Origin of the sequence: Rhodococcus sp. ARP2, from assembly GCF_001029585.1 — a bacterium.
Classification (GTDB): Bacteria; Actinomycetota; Actinomycetes; order Mycobacteriales; family Mycobacteriaceae; genus Rhodococcus_F; species Rhodococcus_F erythropolis.
The window spans coordinates 16,036-31,030 of record NZ_LEKE01000113.1 but is presented as its reverse complement, the minus strand read 5'-3'; the positions used below and the strand labels follow the sequence as shown (position 1 = coordinate 31,030).

Genomic DNA, 14,995 nt, shown 5'->3' with positions numbered 1-14,995 from the left:
GGGGCTGTGGATAGCCGTGAGTGAACACCACTTGTCCACAGTTCGAACCGGTTTCGCGTCGCTGGAGAGGGTGTTGGATGTGGGGAAACGGTGGCAGGTTCTCGACGCCGCACTCTAGGCAACCCTTGCGTCCGGAGCGTTTGCGTGCCAGGCTGTTGAACTATGACTACAGGAAAGGCGGACACCGCCACCCTCGCGTGAGCGCCGCACCGTTTCGCTCGTCGACGTCACGTCGAGCGACATCGACCGAGAACATCGATATCTTCGATGAAGACAATCAGGCCTTGGAAGCAGTCCGCGACGTGTGGCTCGAACGCGGTCTGTGTACACGTCCGGCCGATCGATCCACTGCAGAATCTGCTGTCGCGCAACTATACCGACGATCCAGGCTCCCGAAACCGGAGTTCGTCTGGGTTCAGTCGCCCTCTGCTGGATCGGATCTGATCGCCGCCGAAGGTCTGTCGAACAAGATATCCTTCGACGGCACTGGACTCGACTGCGCTTGCGGGCACATCGCGAGCATGTTTTCGGCGTCGCGCCGACGTATGAACGCGCGTATCGAACGTCGGAGCATTGACTGGCAGATAGAACGCTGGGAGATGGAACGTCGCGCGTTCGGGGGCGTTGGTGCCAGCGTGTCCGAGGGGTCGGATCAGCGGGGGTCGACTCAGCGGGGTTCGACTCAGCGCCGCGTCAATCCAGCGCGGATCATCAGATCCGCAATCTGGGAATCGTTGCACACCACACTGTTCGACGGCGTGGCAGCTGCGATACGAACGATGTCGACCCCGGTGGCGGGTGGAGTGACCTGGTACGGGCAGCAGGACGCCCATCGAATCGCGTACTACGACACATGCCATCGATACGGTCTTGCGACCTTCCGCTCGGAAGACCGTGAACTTCTCGATGTGCAGACCGCACTGGCTGACTCGACCGGGTGGTGGTGGGCGTTCGACGACGTGTGCATCATGGCGGAACGACCCAGGGTCTTGCACTCGGAGCGGATACCGGGCAGTGCGCGGGGAGAACGCCGACTCCACCACCCTGATTCCCCGGCACTCGAATTCGCAGACGGAACAAAGGCGTTCGTTCTGCACGGAGCGATCGTTCCCGACTGGGTAGTGCTCGACCCGACCGCCGAACGCATCGCACACGAGCGCAATGTAGAGATCCGTCGATGTGCAATCGAGCGGATCGGGTGGGATTCCTACATCGAGCTGGCCGGCCTGACACTGGTCGACCAAGCCGACGATCCCGGTAATGCCGGTTGCCTGCTGCAGCTCTACGCGTCACCGGAGGGCTGGGGCCGAAGTGGACGCATTCTCCTCGCGGTCAACGGTTCTTTCGAACGCGACGGGCATCGGCGTCGATACGGCCTTCACGTACCCGGATGGTTTACCTCCGCGTTGGATGCCGCCGGTTGGACTTACGGCATCACCGGCGCCGATTACTCCCGTCTCGTTCGTCGAACCTGAATCTCGAACCCCCAATCCTCAAACCCTTGGTGATACTTATGAACTCGAACATGACCTTGTCCGCTCTCACCACCCTCACCGGCCTCGATGTCTTCGACTACCTGGACCAGGAAGTGTCCATTCCTGTGATCGACGGACTTCAGGCGCAGGGCGATCTCATCGTGATCCCGTTTTCGCTGCTCGCAAATATCGTGGCGCCTCTGCCGTGGACACGCTCTGTGAGAGTGCCGCTCTCGGGAGTGGAGCTGCTGCGAAGCGCGGCGGGCGGTAACCCCCACAGTCTGGTTGCAGACGAAGGGGAGTGCACGTGGTCGACGCCGGTGAAAGATGCTCGGGGCCTTGCGCTCGGCATGCTCGACACCCGAGTGACCGCGTACCTGATCCATCCGGAGCACGGCGCGACCGGAATCGCTCCGGGGCGATACGTCATCGGACGGCAGCAGGAAAGGGGCGTCGGGCGTGCGCGCGGTGCGGTGATGCTTGTCGCAGATTGACAGGGCGACCTCGATTTGGCAGCGGGGGAGTGAGCACCACTTGTCCACGGCGAGCACCGCTTTCCGCGTAGAGCAAGGTGTGTTTGGTCGAGGGAATGGGTGCTCGGTCGGGAGTGGCTCCCCACACAAACACGAATGCCCTCACCGTGACGGTGAGGGCATTCGCGTGTGGAGCGGTTACTTCTTGCGGCCGGGAGCCTTTGCACCGGCCTTGAATCCGAGCCCGCCTGCCTTGGGGGCGGGCGGCGCGGCAGCAGGAGCCGGAGCTTCCGCGGGTGCGGACGCTTCAGCAGGTGCTTCGGCGGCGGGTTCTGCCTTCACAGGTTCGGCCTCGGGAGCCGGTGCCGCAGCTGGCGCCGGGGCTGCAGCAGGAGCAGCCTTTCGAGCGCCGGGAGCCTTTGCACCCGACTTGAATCCGAGTCCGCCGGCCTTGGCGACCGGTGGAGCCTTCGGGGCTTCCGCCTCGGCGGCGAGGGCCTCTGCGGGAGCAGCGGCAGGTGCTTCAGCAGCAGGTGCAGCGGCAGGTGCTTCAGCAGCAGGTGCAGCCTTCGCACCAGGAGCCTTGGCCCCGCCCTTCATCTGCAGTCCCTTGCCGCCGGGAGCCTTGGCGCCGGACGCCAGGCCCAGACCCTTCGGCTTGGCGACGGGTGCAGCAGCTTCGGGTGCAGCAGCCTCAGCTGCCGGTGCTTCCGCTGCCGGTGCGGCAGCGGCCTTTGCTCCGGGTGCCTTGGCGGCGCCCTTCATCTGCAGTCCCTTGCCGCCGGGAGCCTTGGCTCCGCCCGCAAGACCGAGACCCTTGGGCTTTGCCACAGGTGTGGCCGGTGCAGCAGCTTCGGCGGCGGGAGCTTCCGCGCTTGCGGCGGGAGCCGCCTTCTTGGCGCCGGGAGCCTTTGCCCCGCCGGCCATTCCGAGGCCCTTGCCTGGTGCCTTGGCGCCGGGAGCTTTTGCGCCTGGTGCTTTGGCGAGGCCCTTCATGGCCAGACCCTTGCCTGCCGGTGCAGCCTTGGCTTCCGGAGTCGCGGCGGCTTCCTCGACTTCGGCGACCCGATCCTGCTCGACGGTCTCAGCCTTTGCCTCAGCAGCGACCGGGGCCTTCTCACGCGGGATCACCTTGATGTTCTCGCCGAGTTGGGCGGGATCGAGGCGGGTGACGGAGTTCAGCATCAACTGCGCGACGTCGACGACCTCGACGCCTTCGCCCTGGCCTTGCTCCTGGCGGGCAGTGACGCCGTCGGTGAGCATGACGCGGCAGAACGGGCAACCCGTGGCGATCTTCTTGGGGTTGGTGGAGAGCGCTTCGTCGACGCGGTCGACGTTGATGCGCTTACCGATGTTCTCTTCCATCCACATGCGAGCACCACCGGCACCACAGCACATGGAACGTTCGCCGTGACGCGGCATTTCGACCAGCTTGGAGCCTGAGGCTTCCATGAGTTCACGGGGAGCGTCGTAAACCTTGTTGTGGCGTCCGAGGAAGCACGGGTCGTGGTAGGTGACGTCTTCGCTCACGGACGCAACCGGGATCAGCTTCTTCTGGCGCACCAGACGGTTGAGCAGCTGGGTGTGGTGCACGACCTCGTAGTCGCCGCCCACCTCCGGGTACTCGTTGCCGAGGGCGTTGAAGCAGTGCGCACAGGTGACGACGATCTTGCGCTTCTTCTGCTCGATACCGTCGAAGACCGAGTTGAGCATCTCGATGTTCTGCATTGCGAGCTGCTGGAACAAGAACTCGTTGCCGGCACGACGTGCGGAGTCGCCGGTGCAGGTTTCGTCGGCGCCGAGGACCATGAACTTCACTCCCGCGGTGGCGAGGAGCTCGGCGACGGCCTTGGTGGTCTTCTTGGCACGGTCTTCGTAGGCGCCGGCGCAGCCGACCCAGAAGAGGTACTCGTAGTCCTCGAAGCTGTCGGCGTCCTTGCCGAAGACGGGGATCTCGAAGTCCATCTCGTTGATCCAGTTGAGGCGATCCTTGGAGTTCTGGCCCCAGGGGTTGCCCTTGTTCTCGAGGTTCTTGAACAGGCCGGCGAGCTCGGAGGGGAACTCCGATTCGATCAGGACCTGGTAGCGACGCATGTCGATGATGTGGTCGACGTGTTCGATGTCGACGGGGCACTGTTCGACGCAGGCGCCGCAGTTGGTGCAGCTCCACAAGGTTTCGGCGTCGATGACCGGGGCCATCTCACCTTCGACGGTTTCACCGACGAGCTTGCGGTCGGCCTCGAGGCGTGCGGCCTCGGGGATGGCTGCGAGTGCGGCTTCCTTGACGTTGCCTTCGCTGTCGACGAGTCCGATCTCGTCGCCGCCCATGTCCTTGCGTCCACCAGCGAGCAGGTACGGGGCCTTGGCGTAGCCGTGGTCACGCAGCGACATGATGAGCAGCTTGGGGGAGAGCGGCTTTCCGGTGTTCCAAGCAGGGCACTGGGACTGGCAACGCCCGCACTCGGTGCAGGTGGTGAAGTCCAGCCAGCCCTTCCAGGAGAAGTCTTCGATGTTTCCGGCGCCGAGAGTGTCGGTGTCGGGGTCGACGTTCTCCATCGTCAGGACTTTGCCCTTGGACATCATGGGCTTTGCCGCGCCGAGCGCGACGGTGCCGTCGTCTTCACGCTTGAAGTAGATGTTGAAGAACGCGGAGAAGCGGTGCCAGGCGACGCCCCAGGTGATGTTGCGGCCCACGATCGCGAGCCAGATCATGCCGGTCATCAGCTTGACGAACGCGAACACCGAGATCATGACGGGGCTGGCGGGAAGCAGTTTGGCGACCTGCATGGTGAAGAAGTCGGTCCACGGGTTGGCGTGACCGTAGGTCGCGATCTTGCCGGCCTTGACCATGATCATGCCCAGGCCCTCGAGCAGGACGATGCCCTCGATGACGTAGGCGGCCTTGAAGTTGGAGCCGCCGAACCGGGACAGGCGTGCAGGCAGACGCGGGTGGTTGAGCTGACGGATCACGATCAGCGTGGTGATACCGATGACGGTGCCGAGGCCCAGGATCTCGTCCCACAGGTGCCACGCCCACGTGTTACCGAAGATGGGCCAGTGGAACTCGGGGTTGAACGTCTGGCCGTAAGCCTCGAACCAGAGCAGGAATCCGCCGAGGAAGCCGACCATGACGAGCCAGTGGGCCCAGCCGACGCTGCGGAACTTGTTCATGCGCGTGTGCGCGATGAACTCGATGATCATCTGCTTGAAGCGAGGGAAGAACGGGCGCCATCGATCGGGTGCCGACTGGCCGATGCGCACGGTGTTGAACATCCTCAGCGCGCCTGAGAGGAAGATGTACCAACACACCAAGCTCAGCAGAGCACCAATCGTGCCCAACGTAATCGTCAGGGCATTCATGTCGCGGCCTTTCGTTTCAGGGCGACGCGTCGGCCACCTCGGGACAGCCCACTGATACTAACCTGCGTTATGTTACCCGCCAGTAACTAGCATTACCAGCCTGTAGATACCGACTGGTAACCGCTCGTGGCCTGGAGAGATCAATCTTCTGCGTCGGACGGGCTTGGTCAAACGCAGACATGTCTGGTCGTCACGTTAGGCGGTGGCCGTCGGGCTCCTTTCTGTCAGGCAGCCCTAACTCGGTTTCCGGGCAGGTGAGGACAACCGACCGGCTGTTATCGTTACGCCCGTCACGCACAGGGGAAACGGGTGGTGTGAGTCATCGACTTGCGCCCGCTCGCTCCCGGGGAGGATCAAAAATGTTCATTCGTAAAGCTGCGGCCATCGCAGCGATGACCATTGCCGCTACGGGCATCGCTGCAGGTACTTCTTACGCAGCTCCGGAGACGTCACCCGACGTTTCGTACACCGCCGAGGTCGTCGACCAGGCTGTTGTCACCACAATCGATGCCGGGGCATTCCGGGTATCGGGTGACGGCACACACGTCGACTTGCAGAACAGCCAGGGCGCAACTCTCGTGAGCCTGCCGCTCGCGTTCAACCTCGGGGACGTTCAGTTCCCGTTCGACGAGACCATCAGTGAGGACGGCAAGACCCTCACCCTCAAGCCGAACCTGGACCCGGCCAGCTCCAAGCCGAAGCCGGTCGCTGCCGAGTTCACCCCGGTTGCTTCGCCTGACGAGGATCAGAAGGCAATCGAGAAGTTCCAGTCACAGCTCGGGCTTGCCACGCAGATCGGTAGCCTCACCGGCACGATCGTCGGAGCAGTCATCGGTTGCATCGTGGGTCTGCCCGGCCTGGTTATCGGCTGCCTCCCCGGCATGGTCACCGGTGCCGGTATCGGTGGAGTCGCCGGTACCATCCTCGCCGGCGGCGGAACCGCAATCGTCGCGGGCATGGACCTGATCAAGGTCCTGAACGCTCCGGCCGGAACAACTCTCTTCGAGTAAGCAGCGCTTCCGGTTAGACGTCACGAACGCCGAAACGGGCGCCACACCTTCGAAAGGTGTGGCGCCCGTTTTGCTGTCTCGGGGAATGCGTGCGATCAGTAGTCGCGAACCTTCAGGCCTGGATTGGCGGCGAGGATGTCGTTGATCGGCGTCGCGTACTGCGTCGGTGCTTCTTGTCCGAACAACGTCTCGGCCTGAGCGATCTCGCACAGGGGAGAGGTGGCGACGTTGGACGCACTCGTGATGCCCACTGCCAACGTTCCGGAGACGATGGGGCCACCGCTGTCACCCTGCAGGACGCAGATGTTGGTGGTGAAGCCGTTGTCGAGGGTGTGATCCAAGACCTTGGCGACGCGGTTGACGCCGGTGACGACGCCGCAGCTGAAGCCGGTGGTCGATCCCGCCTTGCAGACCGGGGCGCCCACAATGGGATCGGCGGTACCGGTGATATTGACCGAACGGTTGAACGGGACCCGCACGCTGTTGTTCTCGAAGCGGTACTTCGCGTTGTCGTCGATGTTGATGATCGAGTAGTCACGCCCGTCGAAGCTGCTCTTGGCGAAGTATCCGACGCGGGGCCCGGTCTGGTTGTTCACCATCGGGAAGACCTGGCTGGAGTTCGAGGTGCCGGCAGCGGCACGGTTGGGATCGCAGTGACCGGCGCTGATGTTGACCGTGCGTCCTGAACCGTCGGTGCCGTTGAAGCCGAATGAACAACGCAGTCCGGTGTTACCGGAGGTCGCGCCGAAGGCGTCTCCGCCCAGTGCAGCGTCGCCGGTTGCGGATCCGGTTGCGGGAATGAGGTCCGCGACGATCGGGGGAACCAGTAGCGGAGCAGCGGTGTGGACGACGGTCCGCTTCAGGAACTCAGGCAATTCGATGCCGGCGGCAGGATCGGCGGTGAGGGCGACTCCGTTGCCGACCACGTCGACGGCGATGCCGCGCACGAGGTCTGCGACCTCGGCAGGCTGCGAATCGAGCCAGGTGTTGAGTGCCGAGAGTTGACCTTGCAGAGCCTGCTCGCTCTGCGCGACGTCCTTGACCTCGAAGCCGGCCTTCTCGGCGGCCTCGCGGGCAGCATCCTTGTCGCGACCGTCAGCGAGAGCGACGATGCCCTTGCCGAGGTCGTCGAGCCACACGCCGGCAAAAGAGTCGGGAAACTGGACGCGCGCGATGGCGGCGAACTCTGCGAGCTTCTGCGCGAGTTCGGAACGCGAGACGAACTGGTCGGGCGTCAGCGCCAAGTCGTGCTGTAGGGCTTCGGCGAGTTCGACGGGCAGATGGGCTGCCTGATCGGATACCCCGGATTCATTCGGTTCTGCGTTCGCGACCGCGGTAATCGGTCCGAGGAGCAGCAGCGCGGCCGAACCGAACACTGCGGCGCGACGTGCGATGGAGCTTCGCATGTGGGCCTTTCCACTTCGTTGACCGCGTACCACCCCCCTGGGAGCACACGGATACGGCTCACGGACTTGTGGTGAGCCGATCACAGTCGACCATGACTATATGGGTTCGAACGCGCTATTCCCACCCGTTACATGAGCAAACAGCGCTGACCCCGACCGACAACAGCACTGTGCCCGCCGATCAGAACAGATCGGCGGGCACAGTGCTGTGAATCAGGCGTTGGTCAACCCGCAGTGCGAACGCGGATTCCGGAACCGACACCGCCACCGGATGCACGATCTGCAGCGTCGAGGATGTCTCCGACCGGGATACCCAGATTCGAGGTTCCACCGGAGGTCGCGAGTACCAGGTTCGCTTCGTTGCAACTGGGTGCGCCGCTGCTGTTGGAACCGCTGGTGATGCCCAGCGCCAGGGTTCCGGAGACGATGGCGCCGCCACTGTCCCCGGCGAGGGTGCACGCGGTACCGGCGAATCCGCGAACGGTTCGTGAATCGCCGTCAGCCATGACCAGTTGTGTTTCGACGCGATCGGCTGCCACGACGCCACAGGTGAAGGACGACGTCTGACCCGACTTGCAGATGGGAGCGCCGATCACGGGACGTGCTGTTCCGGTGATCGCGAGGGTGGTCCCGTTGGCACCGCGGACGGCAGCGCGGTCGAGGCCCGCGTCGATGCCCGACTGGTCGAACTTGATGACCGAGTAATCGAGATCACCGGCGTTGTTGCCGACGGAAGACTGTGAGAAGGCGCCGATCAACCGACTGTCGTCGACGTTCGCGTGATTCGGCAGGTAGACGGGCGACTTCGAACCCTCGGCCGGATTGCAGTGTCCGGCACTGATATTGAGTGCATTGTTCTGATCGTCGACGGCGTTGAACCCGAAGGAGCAGACCGAGATGTTCTCGGTCGGTGTCTCGCGAATAGGACCTGTCGACGTGATGTAGGTGTCGCCGCCGAGCGCTCCGGGATCAACCGCTCCGCCACCGTCCGGGCTGAGAACGATCTTGGTGTTCTCGAGCAGGGTCGGAAGATTGAGTGCCTGCCCGACGGGGCTGTTCGCAACGTCGATGACGACCTGGTTGTTCAAGACGTCGATAGTCGCCGAATTGACTGCGCGTGATATTTCCTTGGGCAGCCCGGCGATCCATCCGTTGACGTCGGCCAGCGTCTTCTCGAGGGTGTCGGCGGAGACGGGGGCGACGTGGGTGCGGTATCCGTCGTCGGCCGCGATTCGAGCAGCTTCGGTGGTGGTGACGGCTACGACGGGTTGACCGTCGAGTCCCATCCACGATCCGGCGTAGTCGCCGGGGCGCTCGGACTTGAATTCCTGGGCGTACGCGCCGAGTTCCTGAGCTTTGGCAGCGCGGTCGAGATACTCCAGTGGGGAGATCTTCAGATCGCGTGTGATCGCCTCGACCAGCTCAGCCGGAAGCTGGTCGGCTCCGAGCTGTTCGACATGCGTGTCGGAGGCGGGCTCTGCCGATGCCGTCGTGGTGAATGGAGCTGCGAGCAGTAGTGCCGAGGCGCCGACCACAGCGGTGCGGATCGCCAACGAGTTACGCATGAAATCCCTTCAAGTCCCCGGCACCGAGCCGGTAGGTACCGCACCCACCATAGGGGAAAAGTTTCGACGAGGAATATGCGCCTCCTGTCTGGCTGTTCAATCTTTCTGTCTAACTTGGCATTCCGGGTCTCGGGGCCAATGGCATGACGGGCATGTCGGGATTCGGCACCACCGGATCGGTTGTGTCGGTCGGGTTGGAGGGCTGCGTCGGCGTTGTCTGTGTATCAGTGGGGTCGGTCACGGCGGGAGTGTCCGGGGTAGCCGGATCGACCGGATTCAGCGGTCCGACGACCGGCGGCAGGTTCTCGATCCGAAGGGGGTCGAGCTGGATGGTGATCGGCGATCCCTGTTGCGCGGGGACGTTCGCCGTAGTCGATTTCTCGGTACCGGTGCCCGGACTCGCCGGGATGGGCTGGGATTCGGATGAGGTCGATTCCGCTTCGGATGACCACGACTGCGCCGTCGGCTGCGCGCCGAGAGCGGGTACTTCCGACGGGAGCGAGGTCGCTGAGTGCGAAACCGTGCCGGACGGACTCGCCGCAGTGGCGGGCGTGGTGCCGGTGGGCAGGGGAGATTGTGCGTCGAGAATCCCGGGCGCTGAAATGGTCGGAGTGTGTCCGATGATGACCGCGGCCGCGCATCCCGACACCGTCAGAAAGACTGCGGCGGCTGCTGCGGCGATGATCGGTCGGCGCTCCGATCGCCACTGACGATTCAACCAACCGTCGACGCTCGGTGCTTTCGTGCCCGGTACTTCCACGCCGGATTCCGGCTCCGGTTCGATCAGGACGAACGGCGGAAACTCCTCGAGGGTGTCCTCTGGCTCGGCAAGATCGGTTGGCTCGGGTTCGGAACAGGTAGAGGTGATCGAGTAAGGCGCGGCCAACTCTGCGGCTCCGCGGGCTGCACTGTCGTCGGCATCCGGATCCGCGAGCCAGGCCGCAGAGGCTTTCTCTTCCGGAATCAGTTCGACGCCGTCGAGATCCATGCTGTCGAGTGCGCCGCGCAGTGCGTCGACGGAATCGTTCGACCAACCTGCCGGGATCACCGCAGAGATGTTCAGGTTCTGATCAGTGAGTGTTCGGACCTCCTTGACCAGGCAATACATTGCTGTCGCTACGAGTTCCTCTCCTCGCGTCATGTGCTCGGAGAAGTTGTCGGTATCGTCAGTTCCAACCCTGTCGAGGAACCCGCGCAAGCCGGTTGACCCCAACGCGGTTTCACCTAGCTGCACGGTGCCGTCAGGAGCGTGGTGCAGCACCGATTCGCGTTCGAGGATCACTGGTTCCGAGTCGGGTTTCGCGATCGCAGCAATGCTTCGTTTATTGCCGACGGCGAGTTCGACTCCCCACTTCATAGCGATCCCCGTTTCACAGTTACCGAACTTTGCTCGGCATGCATGTCCTGATTCCTGTGAAAACTATCACTTAAACGGATATACGCAACCCTCCGGACAATATGCAGCTAACTATTTGTTCGGCGGTGTCATGCTGCGAAGGATGGTGAGCAGTTCCGAACGAGACTGCGCCCCGACGCGCCGCTTGATGCGTGCGACATGGTGCTCGACGGTTTTAGCGGAGATGTAGAGGCGTTCGCCGATTTCCCGATAGGTCAGGCCGACGACGACGAGTTCGGCAACTTCTTGTTCGCGCTCGGTCAGTACCGACGGTGGTGCCGCGCTGTCGGTCGAATCGGTTGCATTGGTCTCGGCCGTCGACGTTGTGCGTAGCGAGCGCGCAACGTGGAGCAATGCGGTGGCCGATTTGGTGTCCGGTGTGCGCAATGCTGCTTCGCCCGCCAAGCGGGCCGCGTCCCAGGGCAGCCCGATGCGGTTGAGCGTTCGCGCTGCAGCTTCCACGTCGTCTGCGTCGACGCTGCCCTGCATGAGTAGAAGCCACTGGCGTCCGGCGGTCGCCAAACCGGCTGCGTAAGTGTGGGTTTTGGCTGATTCCGCGAGTGTATGGGCGTGTGGAAGGAGATCGGCCGGTGACTGCGAGAGGATCGACGCCTGGACGCCGTACCAATGCAGCGGCGAAGACCACAGCGGAGGCTCGCCAAGTGCTCGGAGGAGCGTGCGTGCGTCGTCGACCAGATGCTCGACCTGCTCGGCCTCGTCGAGTCGTACTGCCGCAAGCCACAGTTCGCCGATGGGAAGCAAATTGAAGAGATCCACGCTGCAGGACGAGAGGGTGCCGGCTGCGCCCGACCAGGCTCGCCGCAGCTGGGCGAGATCGCCGGAGCGTCGAGCGAGACCCACGATCATGGCATGCAGAAACAGTGCGTCACGCTCACGGAGGGGGCCGCGGACTACCTCCTCCGGTAGATCTTCGACAGCAGTGTCGTGCCCACGGGTCATCGCGATCCACGCGTCGAGAAGGTGAAGCCGCGCCCACGTGTGACTGCTTGCGTCGTCGGCGGCGATCGCGGCCGCGACGACAGCGGCGGCCCGTTCATGGGCGCCGTTGTGCAGGAGTGCAAGAGCTACCAGCGCCGGGGCGGAATCAGGCTGGAATTCAGATGTGCCGGAGCCGCCGGGGAGCGAAAGTGCGCGCGACATCGTGTTGAGCGCACTCGGTGCACTCCCCGTGACCGATTGCATCAGTCCATTGGCCAGTGTGGCAGCGCCGACCGTGGAGCTCGACGGTGATCCAGTATGCCCGGCGAGCGCCGCGTTCGCGTCATCGACGTTGCCGATGCCGAGGAAGGTGATTGCGGCGAAGGGGGATTCGGTTTCGGTGCGCCCTGGCCCGAGCCAGGTGTAGAGATCTGCGGCGGCGCGGAGTTGGCCGCATGCTGCGGACGAAGCTGCGCGGATTCGCACCGCCGCAGCCAGTCTCGCGTTGTCGAGATCGGGTTCGGCGATGACGGAATCGGCCAGGCGGCAGGCAGTGTCGAGGTCACCACTCCGAGCCGAGACCTGGGCGTACAGCAGCGTGTCCGCCACGCCGAGAGGCTCGATCGAATTCACACGACGAAAAAGATCTGCCGCGACCGTCGGCGTGCTCGCGTCGACTGCGTCTCGTAGTACAGCCGTGAGATCGCGGTGGCGGATGCCGGAGTCGAAAAGTCTTCGTGCTGTATCGATATCGAGGGTTCTCGCGTTCGCTCGTGATTCGACGATTCTGATCAGCTCGCTGCGGATACGTCCTGTGCTGGTCGACTCTGCCACAACGCTCGCGACGAGAGGTGATCGCGAACCGAACAGTCCGGTGGCCAGTGCTCGGTCGAATGCCGCTGTGAGACTGAACTTCTCCTGTCCCAGATCGAGCTCGAAAGCGTCGATGTCCGGGACGGCGAATGAAACCTCGAGGATCTCACGCTCGATCGGATGCAGAGCGGTGACCTGATGGAGGATGTGTGTGCGTACGGCTGTCGCCATTTCCGGGCGGCCCGCCGAGGCGGCGGCGAAATACGCTTCGACGGCCCCGAAGGAACCACCGGCCAGATGCTCGAGCGTCAGCACGGCACGATCGTCGAGCGGAACTCTTCGCTCCGCGGCGATCTTCCGAATATCTGACCGGTTCAACGGGTTCAGATGTAGGACGGTACCGAAACTCGAGATGTTCGAGTAGATCGGTGCGAGTGGAGGATCGATCCGATCGGAGGCGATGACAACTCCGAGGTCGTCACGTTGAACCAGTTCGTTCAGAGCACGGATTTCGTCGGAGGTCAGAGCCTGTGCGTCCGCGATCACCACAATCGCATCGGCCGGGGCGTCATGCGTGACGACGGTGACCACGGGTCTGTCACCAGATTCGATCCTCTTGCGCACCGCCCTCGTCACTTGGGGCCGAGCGCTGGCGTCGGTCCCGGTGACGAACAGGCGCAGTGGCGATGCAGTCAGGTCGATGCCGCGCAAAAGTCCTGCAATGTAAGACGATTCGGTGCCGTTGTCACGGTTCATCGAAAGCCCGCCGGTCAGCGGATCGGCGCGGTGACGCCGCCGACGACACCACCGACCACGTTTCCGACACCACCGACGACGTTACCGAGACCTCCGACCACGCCGCCGACACCGTCCCCGACGCCGTCGACCAAACCGCCGACACCGTTGCCGATGCCGGTCGCAGCATCACCGATACCGGTTCCGACGCCTGCTCCGGGCGCGGGCGCCGGTGCCGGGGCGGGAGCCGGTGCGGGCGCCGGGGCGCCGGGTGCGGCAGGTGCAGGCGCCGACTGGGCGGTCTCACCTGGTGCGGGAGCAGATCCAGCTGGTGCGCCGGCAACCGGAACTGCCCCTGGTGCCGTCGTCGAACCGCCTGCGGCAGCAGGAGAGCCGGGCTGATTGTTCTGAGTAACGTTGTTCGCAGTCGTGGATCCGTTACCTGCTGCTTCGGCTGCCGTGGTGCTGCCGGGGGTAGAGCCCGGCGTGGTCGAAGCGGTGGACGAGGTGGACTCACTGGTGGTGTCCGCCGAACTGGACGGAACGTTGATCTTGTCCATGGCCGTTCCGATTCCGAGTCCGCCTGCGGCGAGCACGATGAACGCTCCTACCACCGCAGCAACGACGCCCACCCTCGACGAGCGTCGAGTCGCCGTGTTCTCTTCCTCTGTCGGCTCGGCAAGCAACGGAGTCGAGAAGGCAGGAACCGGTGCGGGCTTGCGCGACGGCTCGGCGGGAATCACTGCAGTGGCGGCGGCCGGCACTTGCGAGTCTCGGGCGTCGAGGGCGAGTGCCGCGGCGCCGGACGCCGCGCACGACGCGGGATCGGCGTCGGCGATTACCGGAACACGAAGCTCCGCGGACAGTAGTTCGGCGACAAGGGGAATGGACGAGCTTCCGCCGGCCAGAACAACCTGATTGACATCACTGGACTCGACGCCGGCAGATCGCAGGCTTTCGCGCACCAAGGCCACCGATTCGGTGAGGGCGGGCCTGATCAGATCCTCGAGCTCGGAACGAACCAGTCGAATGTCGCTGACGGCGCCGGGAAGCGTCACGCGAGCAACGGTTTCCGTCTCGGTGGAAAGTTCCTCCTTGGCTGCGCGGGCTTGCTCGCGCAGAGTTTCCAGCGCTGCAATCGTCTCGGGAGCAAAGGGATCAAGGGCTGCGAAGTGGTCGGAAACCGCATCGAGCAGGTGCACGGTGACGAGGTGATCGAATTCGTCGCCGCCGATGTCCTCGCTGCGCAGTGGCTTTCCGAAGATCTCGCTTCGTCCGCCGGTCGTGGACATCATCGTGACGTCGAGCGAGCGAGCGCCGAGGTCGTAGACGACGGTCAGACCGTCGTTGGCAGCGTTTCCGGAAGCGGCGAGCCACGCCATGACGGCCGCGGGTTCGGCGACGAGAGTAGCCCCGTGAACCCCGGCGTCGTCCAGCGCGGACTCCATGGTGCGTGCTGTGTGGCGGTTCCACCCCACCGGATGAGCCAGGACAACAGTTGGCCCTTCTTCGCGGCCAGCCTGGCCGACGAGCGCGCCTACCGCTGTCGCTGCGAGAGACTCGCCGCGGTACTCGGTACCGTCGGCGGCAAGTATCGGGATCGGGTCTCCGACGCGCTCGACAAATCCGGTGATGACGGATCCGTCGTCCAATTGCAGCGCACTGGGTAAGCGGACCTGTTGCGTTTCACCGGTCGAGCCGTCGGTGACAGCTACGAGAGTGGCCGAACCGATGCTGATGCCGAGCCCTGCCGCCATGAACGAACTCCCCTGGTCGTGGGCGACAGAAGGACTGTCGCGGTTGTCTGCGATGTCGGTTTCAGG

The 14,995-nt window shown here is 63.9% G+C and carries 9 protein-coding genes; 3 read left to right on the top strand and 6 right to left on the bottom strand.

Features of this window, described 5'->3' with window-relative positions; genetic code table 11:
• The first annotated feature begins 197 nt into the window (after positions 1-197).
• Positions 198-1,475 (top strand): DUF6745 domain-containing protein, encoded by a 1,278-nt coding sequence (locus ABX74_RS27570; RefSeq protein WP_047890178.1) that lies wholly within the window; start codon positions 198-200, stop codon positions 1,473-1,475.
• Between the two features lie 38 nt (positions 1,476-1,513).
• Positions 1,514-1,969 carry a hypothetical protein gene (locus tag ABX74_RS27565; RefSeq protein WP_029254716.1) on the top strand — a complete coding sequence of 152 codons (456 nt, stop codon included), beginning with the start codon at positions 1,514-1,516 and terminating at the stop codon, positions 1,967-1,969.
• Between the two features lie 177 nt (positions 1,970-2,146).
• On the opposite strand, the gene ABX74_RS27560 is transcribed toward ABX74_RS27565, so the two are convergent.
• Positions 2,147-5,308 carry a (Fe-S)-binding protein gene (locus tag ABX74_RS27560; protein ID WP_047890177.1) on the bottom strand — a complete coding sequence of 1,054 codons (3,162 nt, stop codon included), beginning with the start codon at positions 5,306-5,308 and terminating at the stop codon, positions 2,147-2,149.
• 359 nt (positions 5,309-5,667) lie between these two features.
• On the opposite strand from ABX74_RS27560, the gene ABX74_RS27555 reads away from it, so the two are divergent.
• Positions 5,668-6,318: a glycine zipper family protein gene (locus ABX74_RS27555; RefSeq protein ID WP_047890176.1), complete on the top strand. Its 651-nt coding sequence runs from the start codon at positions 5,668-5,670 to the stop codon at positions 6,316-6,318.
• Positions 6,319-6,413: 95 nt separating this feature from the next.
• Here the strand turns inward: ABX74_RS27555 and ABX74_RS27550 are convergent, their stop codons facing one another.
• From ABX74_RS27550 to ABX74_RS27530, 5 genes are all read right to left on the bottom strand, one after another.
• Positions 6,414-7,724: a S1 family peptidase gene (locus ABX74_RS27550; RefSeq protein ID WP_029254718.1), complete on the bottom strand. Its 1,311-nt coding sequence runs from the start codon at positions 7,722-7,724 to the stop codon at positions 6,414-6,416.
• Positions 7,725-7,948: 224 nt separating this feature from the next.
• Positions 7,949-9,289: a S1 family peptidase gene (locus ABX74_RS27545; protein WP_047890175.1), complete on the bottom strand. Its 1,341-nt coding sequence runs from the start codon at positions 9,287-9,289 to the stop codon at positions 7,949-7,951.
• A gap of 109 nt (positions 9,290-9,398) precedes the next feature.
• Positions 9,399-10,646 (bottom strand): hypothetical protein, encoded by a 1,248-nt coding sequence (locus tag ABX74_RS27540; RefSeq protein WP_047890174.1) that lies wholly within the window; start codon positions 10,644-10,646, stop codon positions 9,399-9,401.
• Between the two features lie 111 nt (positions 10,647-10,757).
• Positions 10,758-13,193 (bottom strand): LuxR C-terminal-related transcriptional regulator, encoded by a 2,436-nt coding sequence (locus ABX74_RS27535; protein ID WP_053062090.1) that lies wholly within the window; start codon positions 13,191-13,193, stop codon positions 10,758-10,760.
• A 14-nt stretch (positions 13,194-13,207) separates the two neighbouring features.
• A complete protein-coding gene (locus ABX74_RS27530) occupies positions 13,208-14,929 on the bottom strand; it encodes an Hsp70 family protein (RefSeq protein WP_047890173.1) in 1,722 nt (573 codons plus the stop codon).
• Positions 14,930-14,995 lie beyond the last annotated feature (66 nt).

Coding starts and splice junctions, on each gene's coding strand:
- ABX74_RS27540 (WP_047890174.1), bottom strand. CDS start 10,646: ATGAAGTGGGGAGTCGAACTCGCCGTCGGCAATAAACGAAGCATTGCT.
- ABX74_RS27560 (WP_047890177.1), bottom strand. CDS start 5,308: ATGAATGCCCTGACGATTACGTTGGGCACGATTGGTGCTCTGCTGAGC.
- ABX74_RS27545 (WP_047890175.1), bottom strand. CDS start 9,289: ATGCGTAACTCGTTGGCGATCCGCACCGCTGTGGTCGGCGCCTCGGCA.
- ABX74_RS27555 (WP_047890176.1), top strand. CDS start 5,668: ATGTTCATTCGTAAAGCTGCGGCCATCGCAGCGATGACCATTGCCGCT.
- ABX74_RS27565 (WP_029254716.1), top strand. CDS start 1,514: ATGAACTCGAACATGACCTTGTCCGCTCTCACCACCCTCACCGGCCTC.
- ABX74_RS27535 (WP_053062090.1), bottom strand. CDS start 13,193: ATGAACCGTGACAACGGCACCGAATCGTCTTACATTGCAGGACTTTTG.
- ABX74_RS27530 (WP_047890173.1), bottom strand. CDS start 14,929: ATGGCGGCAGGGCTCGGCATCAGCATCGGTTCGGCCACTCTCGTAGCT.
- ABX74_RS27550 (WP_029254718.1), bottom strand. CDS start 7,724: ATGCGAAGCTCCATCGCACGTCGCGCCGCAGTGTTCGGTTCGGCCGCG.